At 47.8% G+C, this 19440-nt stretch carries 18 protein-coding genes; 3 read left to right on the top strand and 15 right to left on the bottom strand.

The features are described from left to right. Window positions 1-7 precede the first annotated feature (7 nt). The 8 genes from liaG to QMZ64_RS13875 form a co-directional block, all read right to left on the bottom strand. A complete protein-coding gene (liaG, locus tag QMZ64_RS13840) occupies window positions 8-871 on the bottom strand; it encodes a LiaG family protein (RefSeq protein ID WP_265625699.1) in 864 nt (287 codons plus the stop codon). A gap of 106 nt (window positions 872-977) precedes the next feature. After that, a complete protein-coding gene (liaH, locus tag QMZ64_RS13845; RefSeq protein ID WP_265625698.1) occupies window positions 978-1661 on the bottom strand; it encodes a stress responsive protein LiaH in 684 nt (227 codons plus the stop codon). Window positions 1662-1681: 20 nt separating this feature from the next. Next, the gene (locus QMZ64_RS13850; protein ID WP_301441385.1) at window positions 1682-2053 is read right to left on the bottom strand and encodes a protein liaI; all 372 of its coding nucleotides are present in this window, start codon (window positions 2051-2053) and stop codon (window positions 1682-1684) included. Between the two features lie 172 nt (window positions 2054-2225). Continuing rightward, window positions 2226-3179: a pectinesterase family protein gene (locus QMZ64_RS13855; RefSeq protein ID WP_243942214.1), complete on the bottom strand. Its 954-nt coding sequence runs from the start codon at window positions 3177-3179 to the stop codon at window positions 2226-2228. A 131-nt stretch (window positions 3180-3310) separates the two neighbouring features. Beyond that, complete coding sequence (locus QMZ64_RS13860) at window positions 3311-3889, bottom strand: cob(I)yrinic acid a,c-diamide adenosyltransferase (protein ID WP_265625697.1); 579 nt, start codon at window positions 3887-3889, stop codon at window positions 3311-3313. Between the two features lie 90 nt (window positions 3890-3979). Continuing rightward, window positions 3980-5263, bottom strand: a complete 1284-nt coding sequence (locus tag QMZ64_RS13865) for an ABC transporter ATP-binding protein (protein ID WP_265625696.1) — start codon at window positions 5261-5263, stop codon at window positions 3980-3982. After that, window positions 5256-6320: a FecCD family ABC transporter permease gene (locus QMZ64_RS13870; RefSeq protein ID WP_265625695.1), complete on the bottom strand. Its 1065-nt coding sequence runs from the start codon at window positions 6318-6320 to the stop codon at window positions 5256-5258. The genes QMZ64_RS13865 and QMZ64_RS13870 overlap by 8 nt, the downstream gene beginning before the upstream one ends. Next, the gene (locus tag QMZ64_RS13875) at window positions 6283-7233 is read right to left on the bottom strand and encodes an ABC transporter substrate-binding protein (protein ID WP_265625694.1); all 951 of its coding nucleotides are present in this window, start codon (window positions 7231-7233) and stop codon (window positions 6283-6285) included. Before QMZ64_RS13875 ends, QMZ64_RS13870 begins: the two co-directional genes overlap by 38 nt. Before the next feature lie 382 nt (window positions 7234-7615). On the opposite strand from QMZ64_RS13875, the gene QMZ64_RS13880 reads away from it, so the two are divergent. Both QMZ64_RS13880 and QMZ64_RS13885 read left to right on the top strand, forming a co-directional pair. Continuing rightward, entirely contained in the window at window positions 7616-8296 is a 681-nt protein-coding gene (locus QMZ64_RS13880; RefSeq protein WP_265625693.1) for a GntR family transcriptional regulator, read from the top strand. Between the two features lie 98 nt (window positions 8297-8394). Next, window positions 8395-9186, top strand: coding sequence for an SDR family NAD(P)-dependent oxidoreductase (locus QMZ64_RS13885; protein WP_243942202.1), 792 nt, complete (start codon window positions 8395-8397; stop codon window positions 9184-9186). Between the two features lie 44 nt (window positions 9187-9230). Here the strand turns inward: QMZ64_RS13885 and QMZ64_RS13890 are convergent, their stop codons facing one another. After that, on the bottom strand, window positions 9231-9926 hold the full coding sequence (locus QMZ64_RS13890; RefSeq protein ID WP_265625692.1) for an MOSC domain-containing protein: 696 nt from the start codon (window positions 9924-9926) through the stop codon (window positions 9231-9233). A 190-nt stretch (window positions 9927-10116) separates the two neighbouring features. On the opposite strand from QMZ64_RS13890, the gene QMZ64_RS13895 reads away from it, so the two are divergent. Further along, window positions 10117-11025: a LysR family transcriptional regulator gene (locus QMZ64_RS13895; protein WP_265625691.1), complete on the top strand. Its 909-nt coding sequence runs from the start codon at window positions 10117-10119 to the stop codon at window positions 11023-11025. A gap of 37 nt (window positions 11026-11062) precedes the next feature. Here QMZ64_RS13895 and QMZ64_RS13900 read toward each other — a convergent pair whose 3' ends face one another. The 6 genes from QMZ64_RS13900 to uxaC all read right to left on the bottom strand — a co-directional run bounded on the left by QMZ64_RS13900 (window position 11063) and on the right by uxaC (window position 19323). Next, window positions 11063-12373, bottom strand: a complete 1311-nt coding sequence (locus QMZ64_RS13900; protein WP_265625690.1) for a glycoside hydrolase family 28 protein — start codon at window positions 12371-12373, stop codon at window positions 11063-11065. Between the two features lie 14 nt (window positions 12374-12387). Beyond that, window positions 12388-13878: a UxaA family hydrolase gene (locus tag QMZ64_RS13905; RefSeq protein WP_265625689.1), complete on the bottom strand. Its 1491-nt coding sequence runs from the start codon at window positions 13876-13878 to the stop codon at window positions 12388-12390. Beyond that, complete coding sequence (locus tag QMZ64_RS13910) at window positions 13878-15341, bottom strand: tagaturonate reductase (RefSeq protein WP_265625688.1); 1464 nt, start codon at window positions 15339-15341, stop codon at window positions 13878-13880. Before QMZ64_RS13910 ends, QMZ64_RS13905 begins: the two co-directional genes overlap by 1 nt. A 58-nt stretch (window positions 15342-15399) precedes the next feature. Further along, complete coding sequence (locus QMZ64_RS13915; RefSeq protein ID WP_265625687.1) at window positions 15400-16398, bottom strand: LacI family DNA-binding transcriptional regulator; 999 nt, start codon at window positions 16396-16398, stop codon at window positions 15400-15402. 79 nt (window positions 16399-16477) lie between these two features. Further along, window positions 16478-17866, bottom strand: coding sequence for a glycoside-pentoside-hexuronide (GPH):cation symporter (locus QMZ64_RS13920; RefSeq protein WP_265625686.1), 1389 nt, complete (start codon window positions 17864-17866; stop codon window positions 16478-16480). Between the two features lie 35 nt (window positions 17867-17901). Further along, window positions 17902-19323, bottom strand: coding sequence for a glucuronate isomerase (gene uxaC, locus QMZ64_RS13925; RefSeq protein ID WP_265625685.1), 1422 nt, complete (start codon window positions 19321-19323; stop codon window positions 17902-17904). Window positions 19324-19440 lie beyond the last annotated feature (117 nt).

Consider the following 19440-nt stretch of genomic DNA (forward strand, 5'->3'; position numbering starts at 1 on the left):
TTGTTGATTACTCAATAGAGACATTCCCGCTCGTGATAGAGATGTCGATTTTATTTTTTCCATTTCCTTTTTTTCCAGTCAGCGTCCGTTTCTCATTGGTGACTTGGTCAAATGAATAGGAATGACTGATGTTTCCGCTTGTCGACTCGGCTTTTAGACTGATGTCGGCATCATCGGGAAGTTTAAGCTTGGTGTTTCCGGATGTTTGTTTGATGCTCAGAGGATCATTGATCTCTGTAAATGAAGCGCGCAAATTGCCAGAAGTCTGTTTGATGCTCAGTCTGCCGGTGACATTTTCAAGTTTTGTATTACCGGATGTGGAGCGGATGTCACCATCTGTGGTTTGAATGTTTTCCAGCCTGACCGACCCCGAGGTCCCTTTTACAGAAAGGTTTACCACCTGAAGATCATCGGCCTTGAGGCTGCCGCTTCCAGACTTCAAGGCTACATTTCGCAAATGCAGACCGCCGCCGGACAGTTTGACATTTCCGCTTCCCGAAGAAATCGACAGATCTCCTTTATATTCAGAAGGGATCTTGACAATCAGCTCTTTTTTATTCCAGAAAAACGGCCAAAAGCCCTTCGAATCAGCGGAAAACCGGAGTGTACGCCCCTGTTCAGACGAATCAAGCCGGACGTTTTTTCCCGAAATCTCGGCTTTTATATCATCGCGGTTTTCAGCTTGAATGTTGACTGTTATGCTCTTTGCATCAATATCAATTTTATCGATGTCTTTTGCCTGTGCATGATATGTGCGGGCTGACTCGTCATCGAAGCCGAAAAAAGAAAAACCTTCGCGCCCATTCAGCATCATGCCGGCAAGGATGAGAATGCCGGCGATGATCAGCAGTTTTCCAACCGTTTTTTTCATTTGGATTACCCTTTCGGCTAGTAAGTGTATGCTCCTTATTATAAGGAAAATGATCTATGAAAGAAATCAAAAATTGCATAAGGGGCCTGTGAGAGCCCCTATTCGTTTATGCATTTCCCGCAGGCGTCTGCTTTTCCAAGCCTGTCTTTTTAGCCCTCATTTTTTCCAGCTCTTCTTCCACCTCTTTTGCATATTCAAGGCGGCCGAATGGGCTGCTTGGTGAAGCGGATAATTCAGCATAGCTGTTCGCCTTTGTTTCCATCTCTTCAATGCGGTTTTCCATTCTCATAAATTCCCGGTAGGCGCTTTCGCTGTCGATTTTATTAAATGATGCATTCATATGTTCTTTCGCTTTCACCGCGTTTGCCCTGGCGATCAGCGCATGCTTGCGGTCTTTGACATCACGCAGTTTCATTTCGAGTGTCTCAAGCTGTTCCTTTAATTCGGCAAGCTGCTTTTTCGCGTGCTGGTGAGCATCCTTATATTCAGCAGCTTTTTCTTCAAAATACTTCATTTCTGAGAGCGCCTTTTTAGCAAGTTCTTCTTCACCCGCATCAAAAGCGAGCTGAGCCTGGTTTCTTCGCTTGACAGCAAGCTTTTCGGCTTCTTCCACTTTTCCTTTAAAACTATGTTCAATTGTCTGCTGCTTGACGATGGTATGCTTCGCCTTGGCGATATCGCTTTCCATGTCGCGTACGTATTGATTCAGCATCACCCGGGGGTTCTCAAGCTTATCCAATCCTTCATTTACTGATGCGACAAACATGTCTCTGATTCTTTTTAAAGCCATGATTTCGTCCTCCTAAAATATTATTTATTCTTTTTCAAAAAGTCTTCCCACTCTGCATCAAAGCCTGTGTCATATGAAGCTGCGGAAGGCTCCGTTTTCTCTGAATAAAGGATGTCATCCTGTTTGTCATCCTGCTTCATCATTTTCCATCCGAAATACACCATCGCTGCAGCAACCGCAATGCCGATCAGAAACGGCAATGACCCTCCCAGAAACATGATGCCGAAGATCGCGGCCAGTACCGCGGCAAACTGGCGTCCTTCCTTCCATTTTTTCACGGAATAGAATAGAAGCAATGCTCCAATAGCACCTGTAACCAATCCGCCGAAGAACAGGGAGACGCCAAAAAGGATTAGAAAAAAGCCGATGATGGACTTTCCATTTATATTCATATTTGCTCCTCCTTTCTCGTTCATGTCTTTACTATAGTCAATTTCAGACTTCGACAAAACGAGTCACAGATTGATTTTGCCGTACGACCCTGGTCGTACGGCACATCGGACCTGCTTGCATAAAAAGACCGCTCATCTCAGCCAGAGAGCGGTCTTTCTGCATATTGCCTTGCTATGATTCAACTTTAGGATTCCAGCCGTCCAATACGTTTTCAACTGTCCAGTTCTCAGCCTCATGATCGGCAAGCTGCCTTCGATCCTCATGTGATATCGCACCCGGACCCGTATTCCCGTATTCATACAATCTGGCATCGGCTGCCGAAAAGCCCGACATATCCGTCCATCCTTCAGGCTTGATGTGTGCGCCTAAATCGCAGCGGTGATATAGTACACTGGCGATGGCGTCGGGGTCTCCTCCCGGATGCCAAGGGCGCCCGAGGTATACCGTTCCATCTGCGGCATCGCTTGTCAGTCGGCAGTTTGTCATCAATAAACCGAACGGCTTTGCGATATGCGTGCTCGCAGCTGTCACATAACCGTTGTTTGTAGCGGACCCGCGGTCAGCGCTATGGATCTGGCACTCTTCAAACACGGCTCTTGCTCCTCCGAAAATGAAATCGACATCGCCTTCTATATAGCATTGATAAAAATATTGTGTACCATCATTGACAAACAGTGTATCTTGTCTGCCTATAAATCTGACATGCTTGAACGTCATTCTGTTTCCTTTCGCATAAACCGCCACCGCTTGCGTATCGGTCGTGTCGACTTTCGTGCGGTCGAACGAGTTTTCAAACGTCAAATTTTCGGCTTCAACATGATCCGCATAAATAAATACGCTTGAACTTCCGGTCGTGCCGTATTTCCCTCCTCCTTCCTTTTCTTTTCCGGCATAGTTGTCATACGTAATCACAGTCTCGTAACGATTTTCGCCGAGCAGCTTCACAAACGGCTTTGTAGCCGGAATATGAACGACTTCTTTGTAAACTCCTTTTTTAATGAATATCACTTTCTGTTCCCGACTGTACTCAGGCAAAGCATCGATCGCCTCTTGAACGGTTTGAAATTCGCCGTCTCCATCCTTCGAAACCGTCAGCCGTATAGCAGCTGCCTCCCGATTAACCACTTGAACACTTCCTCTCTTTGAAAACGCTTACTTAAAGTTTACGACAAAAAGCCGTTTTCCCCTGCCGGAAAACGGCTTGAATTGATCAATCGGCCCCTTTTCTGTTCGATGACGATTGGCGGATGGCTCATTCATGATTTTTTCTTTGTCCGGAATACATCAGCGCTTCGTTTATATTCGATATCCACTTCCCCGAGCCGGTGGTTGACAATGCGCGCCGCCGCGAATAAATAATCGGACAGTCGGTTGACGTATGGCAGCGCAAGCGGCGGAATGTCTTCTTCTTTGGCCAAAGCGACAATCTTTCGTTCAGCTCTTCTGATGACCGTTCTCGCCGCATGCAAAAATGAAGCCGCTTCTGTTCCGCCCGGAAGAATAAACTTGGTCAGCCGCGGCGCTTCCTCGACATAGGCATCAATTCGTTCTTCAAGCATGGTGATTGATTCAGCCTTGAGCTTGCCTTCTTCCTGAACATTGACATGCGCCAAATCAGTGCCGCAGTCGAACAGCTCATGCTGGATGACGGTCAACTCTGACAGAACATCTTGAAACAGCGCTTTTTCCGCTTTTAAATAAGACTGAGCCAGCCCGATGAAACTGTTTGCTTCATCCAGTGTGCCGTACGCTTCCACTCTAAGATGATCTTTATCAGCCTTTCCGCCAATTAAACTCGTTTTTCCCTGATCGCCCGTTTTTGTGTATAGTTTCATGTCATTCTCCCCTCTTTATTACTTGTTTCTATAGTATCCTTGTTGTTTATAACAGCTGCATAGAGAAACATATCAAAAGACAGGCCCAAATTAACCTTTTAAAGCTTTCACACAAGCCGCTGTTTTATTTTGAATTGCTGTAAAAAAAGCGGTTTGATCCGCTGACCGGCCGGATTGAGTGGCCGCTACAAGCACATCGCTGCACGGAACATGGTGCTGGGCTGCGGCATTTGCTGCAACGCTTATCGCCGTCACAAATTGACCATCTTGCAAACAGCCGTCAACTAACACCCACATGATCAAACGCCCCGCCGTATCTTTCATACCGACGATGCAAAGATCACCGTTTTCCGACACAATCTGACAGTCAGCCAATTCAACATCATGTTGGATTAACAGCGTTTCCTGTTCATAGGCTGACATGTCATGCGGCCATCCAGAGTTGTTTCCGCTTGCGAAGACAAGCTTTCGCCTCCACGCAAAGCCTGCTTCAGAGGAGAGAAGACGCAGCGGGCAGTCTGCCGAAAATGCGATGCCATGCGGCAAATATTGTTCAATTCGCTCTTTTGAAAAGAGGGGCTCGGTTTTCTCCGGGATGGTTTTCGCCTTGATCGTAAACTGCGGATTTGCACGCTGAGGATGGTCCAGCGCTGTGATGCCTGTATCATACACTCTTCCGATACCCTCGGCAGAAAGGGCAGCTTCCGGGCGGTCAAGAACTTCCGCTTTTCCATCTTTCAACAACAGCAGGCGGTCACAGTATAAACTCGCAATATTCACATCATGAAACACCCCGACCACTGCAAGTTTGGATGCAGCCGTTTCTTGTTTCATTAAATCAAGCAGACTCTTTTGAAATGACAAATCGAGAAAACTCGTCGGTTCATCAAGCAGCAAATATTCGGGTTCCTGGGCAAGTGCCTGCGCTAAATACACCCGCTGCTGCTCTCCGCCGCTCAGCTCATGAATGGATTTTTGAGCGAAACGAAGCGTGTCTGTCTGCTTCATCACCCTCTTCACGATATCATGGTCTTCCGCTGTCAGCTGCCGAAAAAGGCCTGATTGATACGCGTAGCGGCCAAACTGTACCGTTTCCTCCACCGTAAAGGAAAAAGCCTGCTCCGTTTTTTGAGGAAGGACCGCCATTTTGCGAGCGAGCTCCTTCGTTTGGTACGCTTTGACTGAACGGCATTCAAGCAGCACCTCGCCGCTTCGAGGCGCGATTGTTCCCGACAACATGTTCAGCAAAGTCGTTTTTCCGCTGCCGTTCGGACCAAGAATTCCTAAAAATTCACCCGGCTTTACAGCAAAGCTGATGTCCTGTAAGACATCCGTTTTTCCGTAGCCGCCGGACACACGGATGACATCAATCATGAATTCGCCCTCCCCGGTAGCGCCGAATCAAAATAAACCCGAAAACAGGCGCTCCTATCAGTGCGGTAATAACGCCGATCGGCAGCTCGGACGGCTCAATGATGGTTCTCGACAAAAGATCTGACAGCACAAGGAACGAAGCGCCGTTCAGCATCGAGAGCGGCAGAAGATGACGGTGATCCGTAATAGAGAAAAGCCGGATAAAATGCGGAATGACGAGGCCGACAAAGCCAATGGTTCCAGACACAGCAACCGCACTGCCAGTTAAAATAGCTCCCGCCAACAGAACGACATACTTACTTCGCTTCACATTCACACCGAGGAGCCTCGCTTTTTCCTCGCCATAAGTCATCACATTCAGTTCTCTCCCGCTGATCAGAAGTGCGGCAGCACCCGCGGCAAAAAAGGGCAGAAACAGCGCGACATAGCCCCAGCCTCTCATCGATACGCTGCCGAGCAGCCAGTGGACGATCGGTTTTAAATCATCGCCGGTCAATGCGATCATGAGAGAAATAAGCGCTCCCAAAAAGGAACTGAAGATGATTCCTGTCAAAATCAAAGCAGACAGGGTCAATGAAGGGTGTACGAGCCGCGCAAAGAACAAAACTAAAAAAATCACGACAACGGCCGCGGCAACGCTTAAAAACGGCAGTGTAAAACTTCCGATCACCGGCAGCTGAATCCCAAAAAACAGCGTGACCACTGCACCGACGGCCGCGCCTGACGAAATGCCGAGCGTATACGGATCTGCGAGCGGGTTTTTCAAGAGCCCCTGAAATCCGGCACCCGCAGCAGCAAGCCCCGCGCCGACAAGAGCGGCCAGCACCACCCTCGGCAGTCTGATTTTCATGATGATGCTCGCCTCTGTCGGATCGGGATTTAGCCCTTGAATGCCAAACCATTCGTCCAAAAAAACCTTGATTATAGAAGGAATGGGAATCTCCAAAGATCCGATAGAGATTCCCATAAGAACAGATGCCGACAGAAACATCAGGCTGAAGGCATATGCCGCGAAGCGGTTATTTCTTAAAAACGTCAGGGTAAATATGTTCAGCAAGCTCTTCGACCCCTTTGATCAATCGCGGTCCCGGACGGGTCACGAGGTCAGGGTCCACGTCGTATACTTCGTTATTTTTGACGGCTTTTACACCGCTCCAGCCGCTTCGTTTTTTAATGTCGTTGACAGCGGATTCACCGTTTGTCGTCACGATCGCATCGGGATTCAGCTTGACGATCGCTTCTTCCGTTATTTTGGTCCAGCCTTTCTGCGCGGAAGCGGCATTTTCCGCATGGATCGCTTCAAGCATTTCATCCATAAAGGTGCCTTTTCCGGTCGTATAAATGTCAGGAGCCGGAGATACTTCGACAAATACTTTCTTTTGATCGTCTTTAGATATGCCGACGGCTTTTTCTTTTATGTCAGCCAGGTCAGATTTCATGCCTTTGATCAGGCTTGCCGCTCGATCCTCTGCGCCGGCAGCTTTTCCGATCATTTCGATGGAACGGTACGCCTCTTTAAAAGAGGCCGCATCATTCACGGTCACCACCGTAATTCCTGCATCCTCCAGCTGCTTCAGCCCTTCTTTGGCACTCTGCATGCTGGAAGCGTGGGCCAAGACCAAGTCGGGATTTAACGAAATGATTTTTTCTGTGTTGAATTCCATGCCCCCGATTTTTTCAACTTTTTTCACTTCTTTTGGATATGTATCAAAATCCGTCACGCCGACGACTTTCTTCCCCAGGCCGAGGGCGTATGTAATTTCGGTATTGCTCGGCATCAGAGAGACGATTTTCTTCGGTTCTTTTTCAATTTTGACCTCTTGTCCTGAAGCATCTTTTATGGTGACAGGAAACGCTTCAGCCGCCTTCTCCTGTTTTTGCTGTTCTGCCGGTTTTTGCGCTTGACCGCAGCCGCTAAGAACACCGGCGGCCAACAGCAGTGACAGCAATAAAAGCCCTAACTTCTTCATTCTGCTTCCTCCTCGGGATAAAATAAAAACATCTCTACTCAGTAAAGATGCAGCAAACCAGGAACGTACAAAAAAAGAGCACATCGCTTATACCGCATCTGTCTTCGCAGATAACGCGGTCATCATCCAGGCTGTTATTCCGGCTTTCGGTTGATCGCTCCCGGCCAGCCGAACTGCTCGCGGGAGGCTCTCTCGCCGGCTCTCCTCTTAGCTGCTTCCGGGCAGCGCCTTTCTGACTCATTCGTGTCCTAATTTCGGAATTATTATACTATAATCGACACAGGTCTGTATATGAGATTCTGAAAAGGAGATTTTCAACTGAAAAAACGTTGTTTTTGCTAAAGTATTTACGATATATTGCATATAGAGAAAGGGTGATTTTATGCCGATACCGAAAAACTATACGCCGCAGGTCAGACTTTCAGCAAAGGAAAAAGCGTTTCATCAATTGCAGCGCTGGATTGTTGACGGAACTCTTGAACCTGGTGAAAAAGTCACTGACGCCGATCTGGCCGAAGCGCTCGGCGTCAGCCGCACACCGGTCAGAGAAGCGCTCCAGCTTCTGGAATCTCAAGGTTTTGTGGAAATGAAGCCGGGAAAAGAAACAAAGATCACGCTCATTCATCCCGATGATGCGCTGGCCGTCTATCCTCCGCTCGCACATCTTCAGGCTCTGGCGGCAGAACTGGCCGCTCCGCTTTTGACTGAAGAAGAGATCGCCGAGCTCAAAAAACTCGCGGCTCAATACGAAGCCGCTTTTAAAGAGGAGCGGAACCACGATGCAGCCGAACTGGACGAACAGTTCCACCATTTGATTACAGAAGCGGCTAAAAACCCGTATGTTCTTCAGTTTTCCGCCGTTCTGCAGCTTCATGTCAGACGGATGAAGTATGTGTTTTTCAATCGGCCGTCTGCTCCGAAACTGCAGTCTGCCGCCGAGCATTGGGAAATCATCGCCGCTTTTGAAAAAAACGATCCGAAATTGGCGGCTGAAGTGATGAAAAAGAATTGGCTCCGTCCGATGGAAGATATTCATAAGATTTTAAAAGACAAGAAACAATAAAACGTCAAGCACGATTTTCGACCGAGGTATCCAGCTGCGATATACTGTTCATTAGATGTTTTTTTCATCTTAACTCTTAAAACAAGGATTGATGGCATATGGATTTACAGCTGAAAGACAAACTCGTACTCGTGACAGGTTCTACTGCAGGTATTGGAAAAGCAACGGCGGAAGCCTTTTTGGCGGAAGGGTCTGAAGTCATCGTGAACGGACGGACAGAAGAAAAAGTCCAGTCAGTCGTTGAAGAACTTTCCCGGCACGGAAACGTTCACGGCATTGCCGCTGATTTATCCGATCCTGAAGAAAGCAGGGCACTGGTCGAAAAAACCGCTAAAATCGGGGAGCTTGATGTCCTCGTCAATAATATGGGCTTCTTTGAAGTGAAGGATTTCACAGAGGTGACAGACGAAGAGTGGCTCAACTATTTTGAAGTAAACGTTTTAAGCGCAGTCAGGCTTTGCCGCGCGTTTCTGCCGGCCATGCTGAAGCGGAATAAGGGGAGGATTCTCAATTTGGCAAGCGAAGCCGGCATCAAACCGCTTCCGCAGATGATCCCTTATTCGGTGACGAAAACCGCTCTGATCAGTTTATCAAGAGGTTTGGCCGAAATGACGAAAGGGACAAATGTGACGGTCAACTCCGTCCTTCCCGGACCTACATGGACGGAAGGCGTCGCCAATTATATGGAGGGAGCCGCCGCTCAGGAGAAAACCGATTTAGACACTTTTGTCAAAGACTATTTCAAAGTGAATGAGCCGACTTCTTTGATTCAGCGCTATGCAAAACCGGAAGAAGTGGCGAGTACGATCGTCTATCTCTCTTCCGAAAAAGCTGCGGCCATCAACGGTGCCGCTCAAAGAGTGGAAGGCGGAATTATCCGCTCCATTTAACAGGTATCCTCTGCCGATCGGCAGAGGATTTTTTTCCTTTTGGATTAAGGTCTCTGCTTCAGACCTCCCGTCAGCCTTTCGCGGTCATCCGGCTCAAAACCGTTCAGCCGTTTTAAACATGATGCCCGCCAATTTGCCGACAGTTCCTCCACCTCGAGAAGTTTTTTGATCCCCTCAATATTGTTCTTTTCATGATGCTTGATGCGATTTGCGTAAGAAATCGTGATGCCTTTAGGGTGGCGTGAGATTCGTTTCAGACCACGATCCTTACAGACGAACCCTTCTTTCAGTACGCGAAAATAAAAACCCGTAAATCCGGTGTCCTGTACCTTCAGTATCATCTCGGGTACACCGTACCTTACGGTTAGTTTATAGCAAGGCTGCCTCGGCTGGCTCACCTGTACAACAGCTTCACCCAGCTGAAAGATGTCGCCGATATGAACGTCATCTTCCAGCAGACCCTTGATCGTTAAATTTTCGCCAAATGCTCCGTATTCCAGCTTTCTTTGCAGTTCCTTTTCCCAAAAGAGATAATGTTCATACGGATAGACGCACACTGCTTTTTCCGCGCCACCATGATGAACGAGATCCCCCTGTCCGTCCCCCGCGAAATTAGTAGATGACAGGAAGATAGGGCCGCTTGCCGGCTTCTTGTATATTCCGGTAGATACAGCTTTATTTTGAAACTGAATTGCCTCTGGCTTCCCCACATTGATCGAAAGGATATCGGCATATTCCATTCATATCACCTCTTACATTCAAATGTCCTGCAGACGGCAGCGGCCGAACAGCAGGGCTGCACATCCCTTTTGAGATTTAAGTATAATCGACCTCTTATCATAAAACCATTCAATCGTTATTATAAAAACAATAGGGTAAACCTATCATTGAAATTCGTCTGTTTTTTTATGATGGAGAGGAGGAAGAGCATTGGAGCTAAAGCAATTGGAATACTTCATGGTATTGTGCCGGGAACTTCATTTTACCCGTGCTGCCGAAAAACTGAATATTGCTCAGCCCTCGCTGAGCCAGCAAATCCGTTTGCTTGAACACGAAATCGGAACGCCTTTGTTTAACCGTTCAGGCAAACGCACCGTGATGACGGAAGCGGGAAAGATTCTGCTTCAGCACTGTTACAATATCTTTCATGAACTGTCACAGGCGCAAGACGCAATCAGCGAGCTCCAAGGTTTAAAGAGGGGAACGCTAAAAATCGGGGCGCTTTTGACCGTGGTTAATTATTTGCTTCCCCGGACCGTGATCGAATTTCACCGCAGCTACCCCAATATTGAATTGTCTGTTTTAGGGCTGAGAACCGGGGATATTTACGATCGGCTGCTGCAAAATGAGCTCGACTTGGGCATTGTAGCCCAGCGGTTGGAACACAGTGATCTGGAAACCGTTCCATTCCTTACCCAGCAGCTCGCCCTCGCAGTGCCTGTCGACAATCCGGTTGCAAAACGGCAATTTGTCACGCTTGACGTGTTAAGGGAGATTCCATCTATTTTGCTGCCTGAGACGTATTTTTTGCGGCAGCTGATCAACGAAAAGTGCAGCACGTTTGGATTCGAGCCTCGGCCGGTCATGGAAATGACAACGATGGAATCGATCATGAACATGGTTGGTAAAGGCATTGGCGCCACCATTTTGCCGAAAGGCTATCTTGATGATATTGGAAATAAATCCATTCAGGCGATTCCGATTCAAATGCCGGATTTGACGACGGAGATCAGCATCGTTTACCGCAAAAACAAGCATATGTGCGCTGCAAGCCGGGTGTTTATGGAACTGCTAATTTCCTCGGTCAAAAACGAAACTGCTGAAGCGCCGCCGCGTTAAAAGAAAGATCCTCTGCATGTCTGCAGAGGATTTCTGTTTAGACTTTGTGTGAATCATAGCGTTTTCCGTTAATATACAGATTCGAAAGAACAGGGTCTTTCACATGTTTCAGTTCCAGCGGAATATCGACGCCGTCGATCTCGGAATCGGCCACTTTCAGACCGGTAACTGGAGAATGATCGTACGCCAGCACCCTGATCCCGTATTGTCCGCCCATGCTTTTCAGCTGCTTAACATCAACGTTGCGGACGACGGGCTTGAAATCTCCGGCGTCCCCTTCTTCATATTCCATATCGATGGCAATCACCTCGCGCTTCAAGCTTTTGACCGTATTTTTGTGAAAGTAGATGTTTTCAAGAACGCCGCCGCGCACCGAATTCGTTTTAATGCGGAGGGCTCTGTCCAAGTTCGGGCTGTCCATGACGTTTCCCTCGGCGATGACATTCTTCACGCCGCCGGAAATTTCGCTTCCGATCGTGACCCCTCCATGCCCGTCTTTCATTTCGTTATGTTCAATGACAATGTTCTCCGATGGCATGTTGATCCTTCGGCCGTCGGCGTTTCTTCCCGATTTGACGGCGATACAGTCGTCTCCATTATCAAAATGGCAGCCCTTGATCACCACGTTTTTGCACGATTCCGGGTTGACTCCGTCGGTATTCGGACCGTGTCCGATGACCTTGATGCCGTCCACTGTCACATTCTCGCAAAGCACGGGATGAACTTGCCACATCGGCGAATTCAGCACGGTGACACCTTGAATCAAAATATCTTTGCAGCAATACGGCTGAATAAAATTCGGCCGCAAATAATGCCCTTTTCCAAACTGCCGCTCAGTGACCGGGACACCGCGCTCAGCCATTTCAAACAAAGCATTCCGGTCTTTTTCCTGTGAAGGCTGGCCGTTCGTTCCCCTTTTCCACGGCCACCAATGCTCGTCATCTCCTTGGCCGTCAAGTGTGCCCTTTCCGGTTATCGCAATATTTTCGGCTTCGTAAGCGTAGATGAGCGGTGAATAATTATAGAGCTCGACGCCTTCGAACCTCGTCAGCACAACGGGAAGATAATCTTCCGGGTTCTGACTGAATTTGATCACCGCTCCTTGTGCAAGATGAAGCTCCACATTGCTTTTCAGTCTGAGTGCACCGGAAAGAAACACGCCTTCAGGAACTGCTACTCTTCCGCCGCCGGCTTGGCTGGCTTGATCAATCGCCTTCTGTATCGCTCCCGTCGCATCCTTTTTTCCGCTTTCGTCAGCCCCAAACGCTGTAACATTAAATGAGCGATTAGGAAATACCGGAACCTTCATCTTCTTTATAATCTCGTCTTTTATTTTCTGCAGACTCACGTTACCGCCCCCCTTTACAATGTGACGCCTGTTTTAAATATCGCAAGCTCCCTGAAATCGTTTATTTCATTGTTCAGCTGCCTGCCGCCCGCGACTTCGATCAAATATGCTGTCAGCTCCTTCAAAACGTCATCTTCTGACCGGTCTTCGAGCACCTTTCCCGCATTAAAATCGATCCAATGGCGTTTCGCCTCATAAATCGCTGTATTTGTCGAAATTTTCATCGTCGGCACAAACGTACCAAAAGGCGTGCCCCGCCCTGTCGTAAATAAAACGATTTGACACCCTGCAGCGGCCAGTGCGGATGAAGCAACAAGGTCATTTCCCGGAGCGCTCAGCAGGTTCAACCCGTTCTTTTTCAAAACGTCCCCGTACCCCAGAACATCCGTCACCTTTGAAGTGCCGGCTTTTTGCGTGCAACCGAGCGACTTATCTTCCAATGTTGTAATGCCGCCCGCTTTGTTGCCCGGAGACGGGTTTTCATAGACGGGCTGCCTGTGATCGATAAAGTACTGTTTAAAATCGTTGATTAAGCGGACGATTTTATGAAACACTTCCTCATTTTCAGCCCGTTCCATCAAAAGTGTTTCCGCTCCAAACATTTCAGGCACTTCTGTCAAAACCGCCGTTCCCCCTTGGGCGATCAGAAAATCGGAGAGCCGGCCGAGCAGCGGATTCGCGGTAATGCCGGAAAATCCATCAGATCCGCCGCACTTCAAACCGATTTTCAGTTCAGAAAGCGGTACATCTTCACGCCGGTCACCTTTTGCATGCTCATAAATTTCCTTTAACAGTTTGACGCCTTCCGTGACTTCGTCTGATACTTCTTGGGAAAGCAGGAACTTAACCCGGCTGTGATCATAATCGCCGAGCGCTTCGCGGAATTCATGGATGCTGTTGTTTTCACAGCCGAGTCCCAGCACAAGGACACCGCCTGCATTTGGGTGTTTGACGGCATTCGCCAAAATCGTTCTCGTGTTGATATGATCATCGCCAAGCTGTGAACAGCCGTACTGGTGCTTTAATACGTGAACGCTTTCAAAAGGGGCGATAGAGCCGACCTCAGCTTTAAATTCTTTGATGATCAGCTCTGCAATGCCATTCACACAGCCGACGGTCGGCACGATCCATAGCTCGTTTCTGATTCCCGTTTTTCCGTCTTTTCGTTTAAAGCCTTTAAATGTGAGCGGTTCTTTTTGATAGCGGTTTTCCGTAAATTTCGGCTTGTAGCTGTATTCTTCGACACCGCCCAAATTCGTTTTCACATTTTTTGTATGCACCCACTCCCCCGTCTGAATCATGTCAGTGGCGTGCCCGATCGGAAAGCCGTATTTGATGACGTCTTCATTTTCAGCGATGTCTTTTAAAGCAAACTTATGGCCTTTCAAAATCGTTTCCTTGATCACGATGGTCCGTTCTCCTGCAGTGACCGTTTCCCCGGTCTGCAATTCTCTTAACGCAATGCCGACATTATCTTGAGGATTGATCATCAAGCAGTCTTTCATCACATGTCCCCCAGCTCAGCCATTTGGCTGATCATCATTTTTTTCAGCGCCTTTCTCATTCCCGTTTGTTTCATGTCCCTTAAATATTCAGCCGTCTTGTCCGTCAACCCGGAAATGTCGTTCAGGTTTTGCCCCCATACTTTTTCAAGCCCGAGAACATGGAACGCGATGTTTGAAACGTCTGTCTCTTCTGTCCAGAGCCGTTTGAGAAAAGCCAGCACCTCATCGTCGTCAGACAGCGGAATGGCCTCATCTTCCCGTTTTCCTTGGTAAAAATAAATTAAAGCGCTTAAAGCAAATACGGTTCGAGCGGGAAGTTTGCCAGTTCGTTCCGCATATTCAATTAAGACGGGCAAATTTCTGACTTTGAATTTTGCAAAGGAATTTAAGGAAATATCGATCAGCTTGTGACGGATAAACGGGTTTTTAAAGCGGTCGAGAATCTCTTCCGCATAGGCCTCAAGCTCACTGCCGGGCATATCGATCGTCTCAAGCACTTCCCGCTGAATCAGCTCTTTCACAAATGATCCGATAAGCTCGTCTTCAGCCGCTTCACGAACCGTCTCAAGGCCTGCCAAATAAGCGACCGGCGTCATCGCGGTATGGGCGCCGTTTAAGATTCTCACTTTTCTCACCCTGTACGGTGTCACATCTTTGACAAACTCGACATTCAGACCGGCCTCATGAAGCGGAAGCTCGTCTGGAAGCCATTTCGGCCCTTCAATCACGAACAAATGATACGGCTCCGCCGTCACCATTAGGGAATCGCGATAGCCGGCCGCCTCTTCAAGCCGATGTGCATTTTCTTGCGGGAATCCCGGTACGATCCTGTCCACAAGCGTATTGCAAAACACATTTGCCTCCTCAAGCCAATCGATGAACCCTTGTTCAAGCGCCCATTCGTTCGTATAGCGCAGCACAATGTCTCTCAATTTTTTCCCGTTATCTTCAAGCAGCTCACACGGGAGGATGACCAGACCTTTTTCCCTGCTTCCCTGAAAAGTCAGGTATCGTCTGTATAACAGTGCAGTCAGCTTCCCCGGATAGCTTTTCTGCAGACGGTCGGACAGCCGGTCTTCCTCGATATAAATGATGCCGGCCTCTGTCGTATTTGAAAAGACAAAGCGCAAATCCGGCAGATCGGCCAGCTCCATAAATTCATCATAGTGTTCATAGCTGCTGACGACTCTGCTGATTGTTGTAATGACAGCAGAATCGCGAACCTCCCGTCCTTCCCGGAAACCTTCAAGATAAAGCGTGTAAAGCCCATCCTGCTCTTGAAAGGCCGTTACTGAACCGCGGCGCGGAGGCACGACGACGACGCTGCCGTTAAAATCGGTTTCTTCATTCAATCTATGAATCTGCCAGTCAATAAACCCCCTCATAAAGTTACCTTCCCCGATTTGCAAAATCCGTTCGGGACGGCTCGGCTTAGACCTTATCCGTTTGGACAGCCTCTCCATTTCAATTCCCTCCTCATTTTTGCACACGTTCACATTTTACAGCGCATCAAAACTGATGCTATAGATGCTTAACTGAATTGCGAATGATCAGCTCCGTGCCGATGAGCGTCTGCCTGCCTTCTGCCTGCGGATTTTCGATCAGTGACAACAGACTTTCCGCACCAAGCATGCTGATTTTTTCCGTCGGTTTTTTTACCGTCGTCAACGACGGTGTCGTATACGCCGAAAATCCGCTATCGTCAAAGCCGATGATCGACATATCGTCAGGACAGCGTTTCCCGTTTGCATAAAGGGCGTTCATCGCGCCGATTGCCATATCATCATTGGCGCAAAACAGGGCTGTCGGAGGGTTCTTCAGCTTCAGCAGCGTTTCAGCCGCGCGAAAGCCGCTTTGCATCGTATAATCACCTTGAACGAGGTATTCGTCGGGCATGTCAAGATTTGAGTCGCGAAGCGCGCGAAGAAAGCCTCCCTTTCTTTCTTGAGACGATTTAAAACCTTCTTTCCCCTGCACCATGGCGATCCGTCTGTGGCCGTTTTTGATCAAGTATGAAGCAGCGAAGAAAGCGCCCTCGTGTTCATTCGCCAAAATATTGACGACGGAGTGCCCTTCGATTTTTCTGTTCAGCACGACGACCGGAATATTCTGTTTGAGGACATGCTCAATAAAAGCCTGGTCCTGTTCGCTTTGGCTGATTAAAATCATGCCGTCATAGCGGTTGCGGTGAATGGATGACAAATCATGATAATCGTCAATCCCCCTGACAACCATATTATAGTTTTCATCGATCACCTTGTTGACGCCGCGCAGGATGTCTGCAAAGAAACTTGAAGACGTCCCGTCTGTCAGGCTTGTTAAAAACAGGCCGATCGTAAAAGACTTTTGCGTGACAAGGCTTTTCGCATTAAAATTCGGTTTATAATTCATTTCGGCTGCGATGTCGAGTATTTTCTTTTTCGTGTTCTCTTTTATCAGCGGACTGTTGTTCAGCGCTCTGGATACTGTGGTGTGCGATACATTCGCCAGCCTGGCGATATCTTTAATCGTTACTGACATTGTTTTTTACCCGCCTTTTCCTGCTGTTGTTACCATCAGTTTACCATATCAAAAGCGCTTTTTAGAAAGTGAAATTCCGCTATGGTCTCGCTTCGATTTCCGCGATCATTTCGGCGTGCTTCTGATCTGTCAGACGGTACAGGTAGCCGAGAATTAGAATGGCCGCCGTCAGCGCAGCTGCCGGATACAAAAGGAGTATCGCTTTAATGCCGAGCAGCGTCCCCGCTTTTTGGGTCGCATTCGGCACATAGCCGATAATGCTGAGACCGATCCCTGACAGGAAGCCGGAGAGCGACTGAGCCAGCTTTCTCGAAAAGTTAAACAGCGAATATACCGTTCCTTCTTTCCGTTCCCCTGTTCTCCACTCGCCGTAATCGATCGCGTCTGATACGAATGCCCAGGTGATACCGTTCGGTATGCTGATGCCGATGAAGGCGATGCTTGCGAGAATCGTAAAAACAAAGACATTGCCGGGTACGAAAAAATTGATCAGATCCGCACAGACGGAAACCGCGAGCCCCAAAATAGCGGTATGCTTTTTCCCGAACAGCTTCACGAGCTTCGGCAGCATGATGACGCCGATAAAGGATGAGCCGATGATGATAAAGTTCATGTAGGCCATCAGTTCGGCATTGCCGAGGTTATACTGTGCGAAATAAATCAGCATCGCGGATTTAAGGTTATAGGCTGAAATCGTAAAAATGGTCATGAATATAAGCGTAAGGAGCGGTTTATTCGTAAAAAACGTCTTTGATATTGCTTTGAATGTCACTTTTTCCTGTTTGTACTTCTCATCTTTTACGACAATCCGTTCCTGGCAGTTTCTATAGCAAATGTAGAAAAACAACACACCGAGAAAAGACATCAGTCCCATGACGACCGGATAGGCAACCGCAGGGTTATCAAACCTGACGATCATCGGGATGACAACGATGCTCGTCACAAACAGGGCGCCCAGTGAGCCGGCCTGTCGAAAGGAAGCAAGTGAAGTTCGTTCCACCGAGTTTTGCGTCATGGCCGCCCCGAGCGAGCCGTAAGGGATGTTGACAAAGGAATAGCCGAGACCCCAAAGCATGTATGACGCATAAGCGTATATGAGTTTGCCCGTCGGTGACAAATTCGGCGAGATGAAGGTTAATATCGTCAAAATCGCGAGCACAAAGCTTCCGTATAGCAGATACGGCCTGAATTTGCCTTTCGGGCCGATATTCTTCCTGTAGTCGATCGATGTTCCCACAATCGGGTCGACAAAAGCGGCAAAAAGTTTGCTTACAAGAAAAATGCCTCCGGCTGCCGCCGCCGGAATACCGGCAACATCCGTAAAAAACTTCAGAAGATAGAGCTGTCCAAGGTCAAACATAAATCCGTTCCCAAAATCTCCAAAACCGTAAGAAATCTTTTCTTTTAAACTTAATTTCTCTTGAGTAGCGGCGACTGTTTCGGTTTGTTTGTTCGTCGATATTTCCATGAAAAAGCAGCTCCTCTGCTAGCCATTTTGTGATTCTAAGCTTTCAAACGATCTTTCACTTCAAACTGGAAATAGTGTTTTGCATTTTCGTAGCAGATCCCTTTGACGATCCGTCCCAGAAGCTCGATATCATCCGGCGCTTCTCCTTTTTCAACCCATGTGCCGATGACATCGCAGAGCAGGCGCCTGAAATATTCATGTCTTGTGTAGGAAAGAAAGCTGCGCGAATCAGTCAGCATACCGATAAAACGGCTCAATAGTCCGATGTTGGCGAGCGATTTCATTTGTTCGAGCATGCCGTCTTTCGTATCGTTGAACCACCAGGCGGTGCCATGCTGAATTTTCCCCGGTATCCGGCCGTCCTGGAAGCTTCCGCAAAGGCTTGAAATCACGACGTTATCTCGCGGATTTAAAGAATACAAGATCGTTTTTGGCAGCGCGTCTTTTCGGTCAAGAGAATCGAGAAAGCTGCACAAAGGCTTTGCGATGTCCTGATCATTAATCGCATCATATCCCGTATCAGGCCCGAGCTTCCGGTACATTTTGCTGCTGTTGTTGCGGAGGGCGTTAATATGAAGCTGCATCGCCCAGCCCTTCTCCGCATAGCATGTTCCCAAATAGTGCAGGGTAAAGGATTTAAATTTGCACTCTTCCTCAGGCGAGGCGGCTTCTCCGTTCATCACCTTTGCAAAAATCGGGCGCACTTCGCTTTCATCTGTTTCCGTGTACATCATTTGATTGATGGCATGATCCGATATACGACCGCCTGCTTCATGGAAAAAGTCAATTCTGTTTTTAAGCGCTTTCAAAAAATCGTCATAATTTCCTATCTTCATAGCGCTTGTTGCTTCAAGTTTGCTCACCCAGGCGGCAAAGCCTTCTTGATTGATTTCCAGCGCCTTGTCTGGCCTAAATCCGGGTAAAATGCTTACATCAAAGTCTTCATCTTTCAGCTTCACATGATATTCAAGACTGTCTGCCGGATCATCTGTCGTGACAACCGTTTCAACGTTTGATTTTTCAATCAAGTCTCTGGCGCCGAATCCTTCTCCGGTCAGCTGTTCGTTCACCCGCTCCCAAATATGCGGCGCGCTCTTTTCGTCAAGCCGTTCATCGATGCCGAAAAACCTTCTCAGTTCCAAATGGGTCCAATGATAAAGCGGGTTTCCGATCGTCATCGGAACCGTTCTTGCCCAGGCGCTGAATTTCTCTTCGTCTGATGCATCTCCTGTAATAAACTCTTCGGATATTCCATTGGCCCGCATTGCTCTCCACTTGTAATGATCCCCGTACAGCCACACTTCGGTCAGGTTTTTAAATGTTTTGTTTTCATAAATTTCCTTTGGGCTCAAGTGGCAGTGGTAGTCGATGATCGGCATCCCTTTAGCATACTGGTGGTACAACACTTTCGACGTTTCATTCGTTAAAAGAAAATCGTCATTTAAAAACGGCTTCATAAAATCCCCACCTTTCTTTGTTAATGTTAACGTTAACATTTTTCACAATGTGAACGTTAACATTTAATCTTATTTTATACTAACCTCGCCTTCTTTTCCATTATTTTCTCAACATAA

The organism is Bacillus sp. LB7, from assembly GCF_030449715.1.
GTDB classification, from domain to species: Bacteria; Bacillota; Bacilli; order Bacillales; family Bacillaceae; genus Bacillus; species Bacillus paralicheniformis.

Bases quoted from the DNA above. Each gene is read 5' to 3' on its own strand.
- QMZ64_RS13915 (WP_265625687.1), bottom strand. From the start codon at position 16,398: ATGTCAGTAACGATTAAAGATATCGCCAGGCTGGCGAATGTATCGCAC.
- QMZ64_RS13910 (WP_265625688.1), bottom strand. From the start codon at position 15,341: ATGGAGAGGCTGTCCAAACGGATAAGGTCTAAGCCGAGCCGTCCCGAA.
- QMZ64_RS13890 (WP_265625692.1), bottom strand. From the start codon at position 9,926: ATGGAATATGCCGATATCCTTTCGATCAATGTGGGGAAGCCAGAGGCA.
- QMZ64_RS13885 (WP_243942202.1), top strand. From the start codon at position 8,395: ATGGATTTACAGCTGAAAGACAAACTCGTACTCGTGACAGGTTCTACT.
- QMZ64_RS13860 (WP_265625697.1), bottom strand. From the start codon at position 3,889: ATGAAACTATACACAAAAACGGGCGATCAGGGAAAAACGAGTTTAATT.
- liaG (WP_265625699.1), bottom strand. From the start codon at position 871: ATGAAAAAAACGGTTGGAAAACTGCTGATCATCGCCGGCATTCTCATC.
- QMZ64_RS13865 (WP_265625696.1), bottom strand. From the start codon at position 5,263: ATGATTGATGTCATCCGTGTGTCCGGCGGCTACGGAAAAACGGATGTC.
- liaH (WP_265625698.1), bottom strand. From the start codon at position 1,661: ATGGCTTTAAAAAGAATCAGAGACATGTTTGTCGCATCAGTAAATGAA.
- uxaC (WP_265625685.1), bottom strand. From the start codon at position 19,323: ATGAAGCCGTTTTTAAATGACGATTTTCTTTTAACGAATGAAACGTCG.
- QMZ64_RS13920 (WP_265625686.1), bottom strand. From the start codon at position 17,866: ATGGAAATATCGACGAACAAACAAACCGAAACAGTCGCCGCTACTCAA.
- QMZ64_RS13880 (WP_265625693.1), top strand. From the start codon at position 7,616: ATGCCGATACCGAAAAACTATACGCCGCAGGTCAGACTTTCAGCAAAG.
- QMZ64_RS13850 (WP_301441385.1), bottom strand. From the start codon at position 2,053: ATGAATATAAATGGAAAGTCCATCATCGGCTTTTTTCTAATCCTTTTT.
- QMZ64_RS13875 (WP_265625694.1), bottom strand. From the start codon at position 7,233: ATGAAGAAGTTAGGGCTTTTATTGCTGTCACTGCTGTTGGCCGCCGGT.
- QMZ64_RS13905 (WP_265625689.1), bottom strand. From the start codon at position 13,878: ATGAAAGACTGCTTGATGATCAATCCTCAAGATAATGTCGGCATTGCG.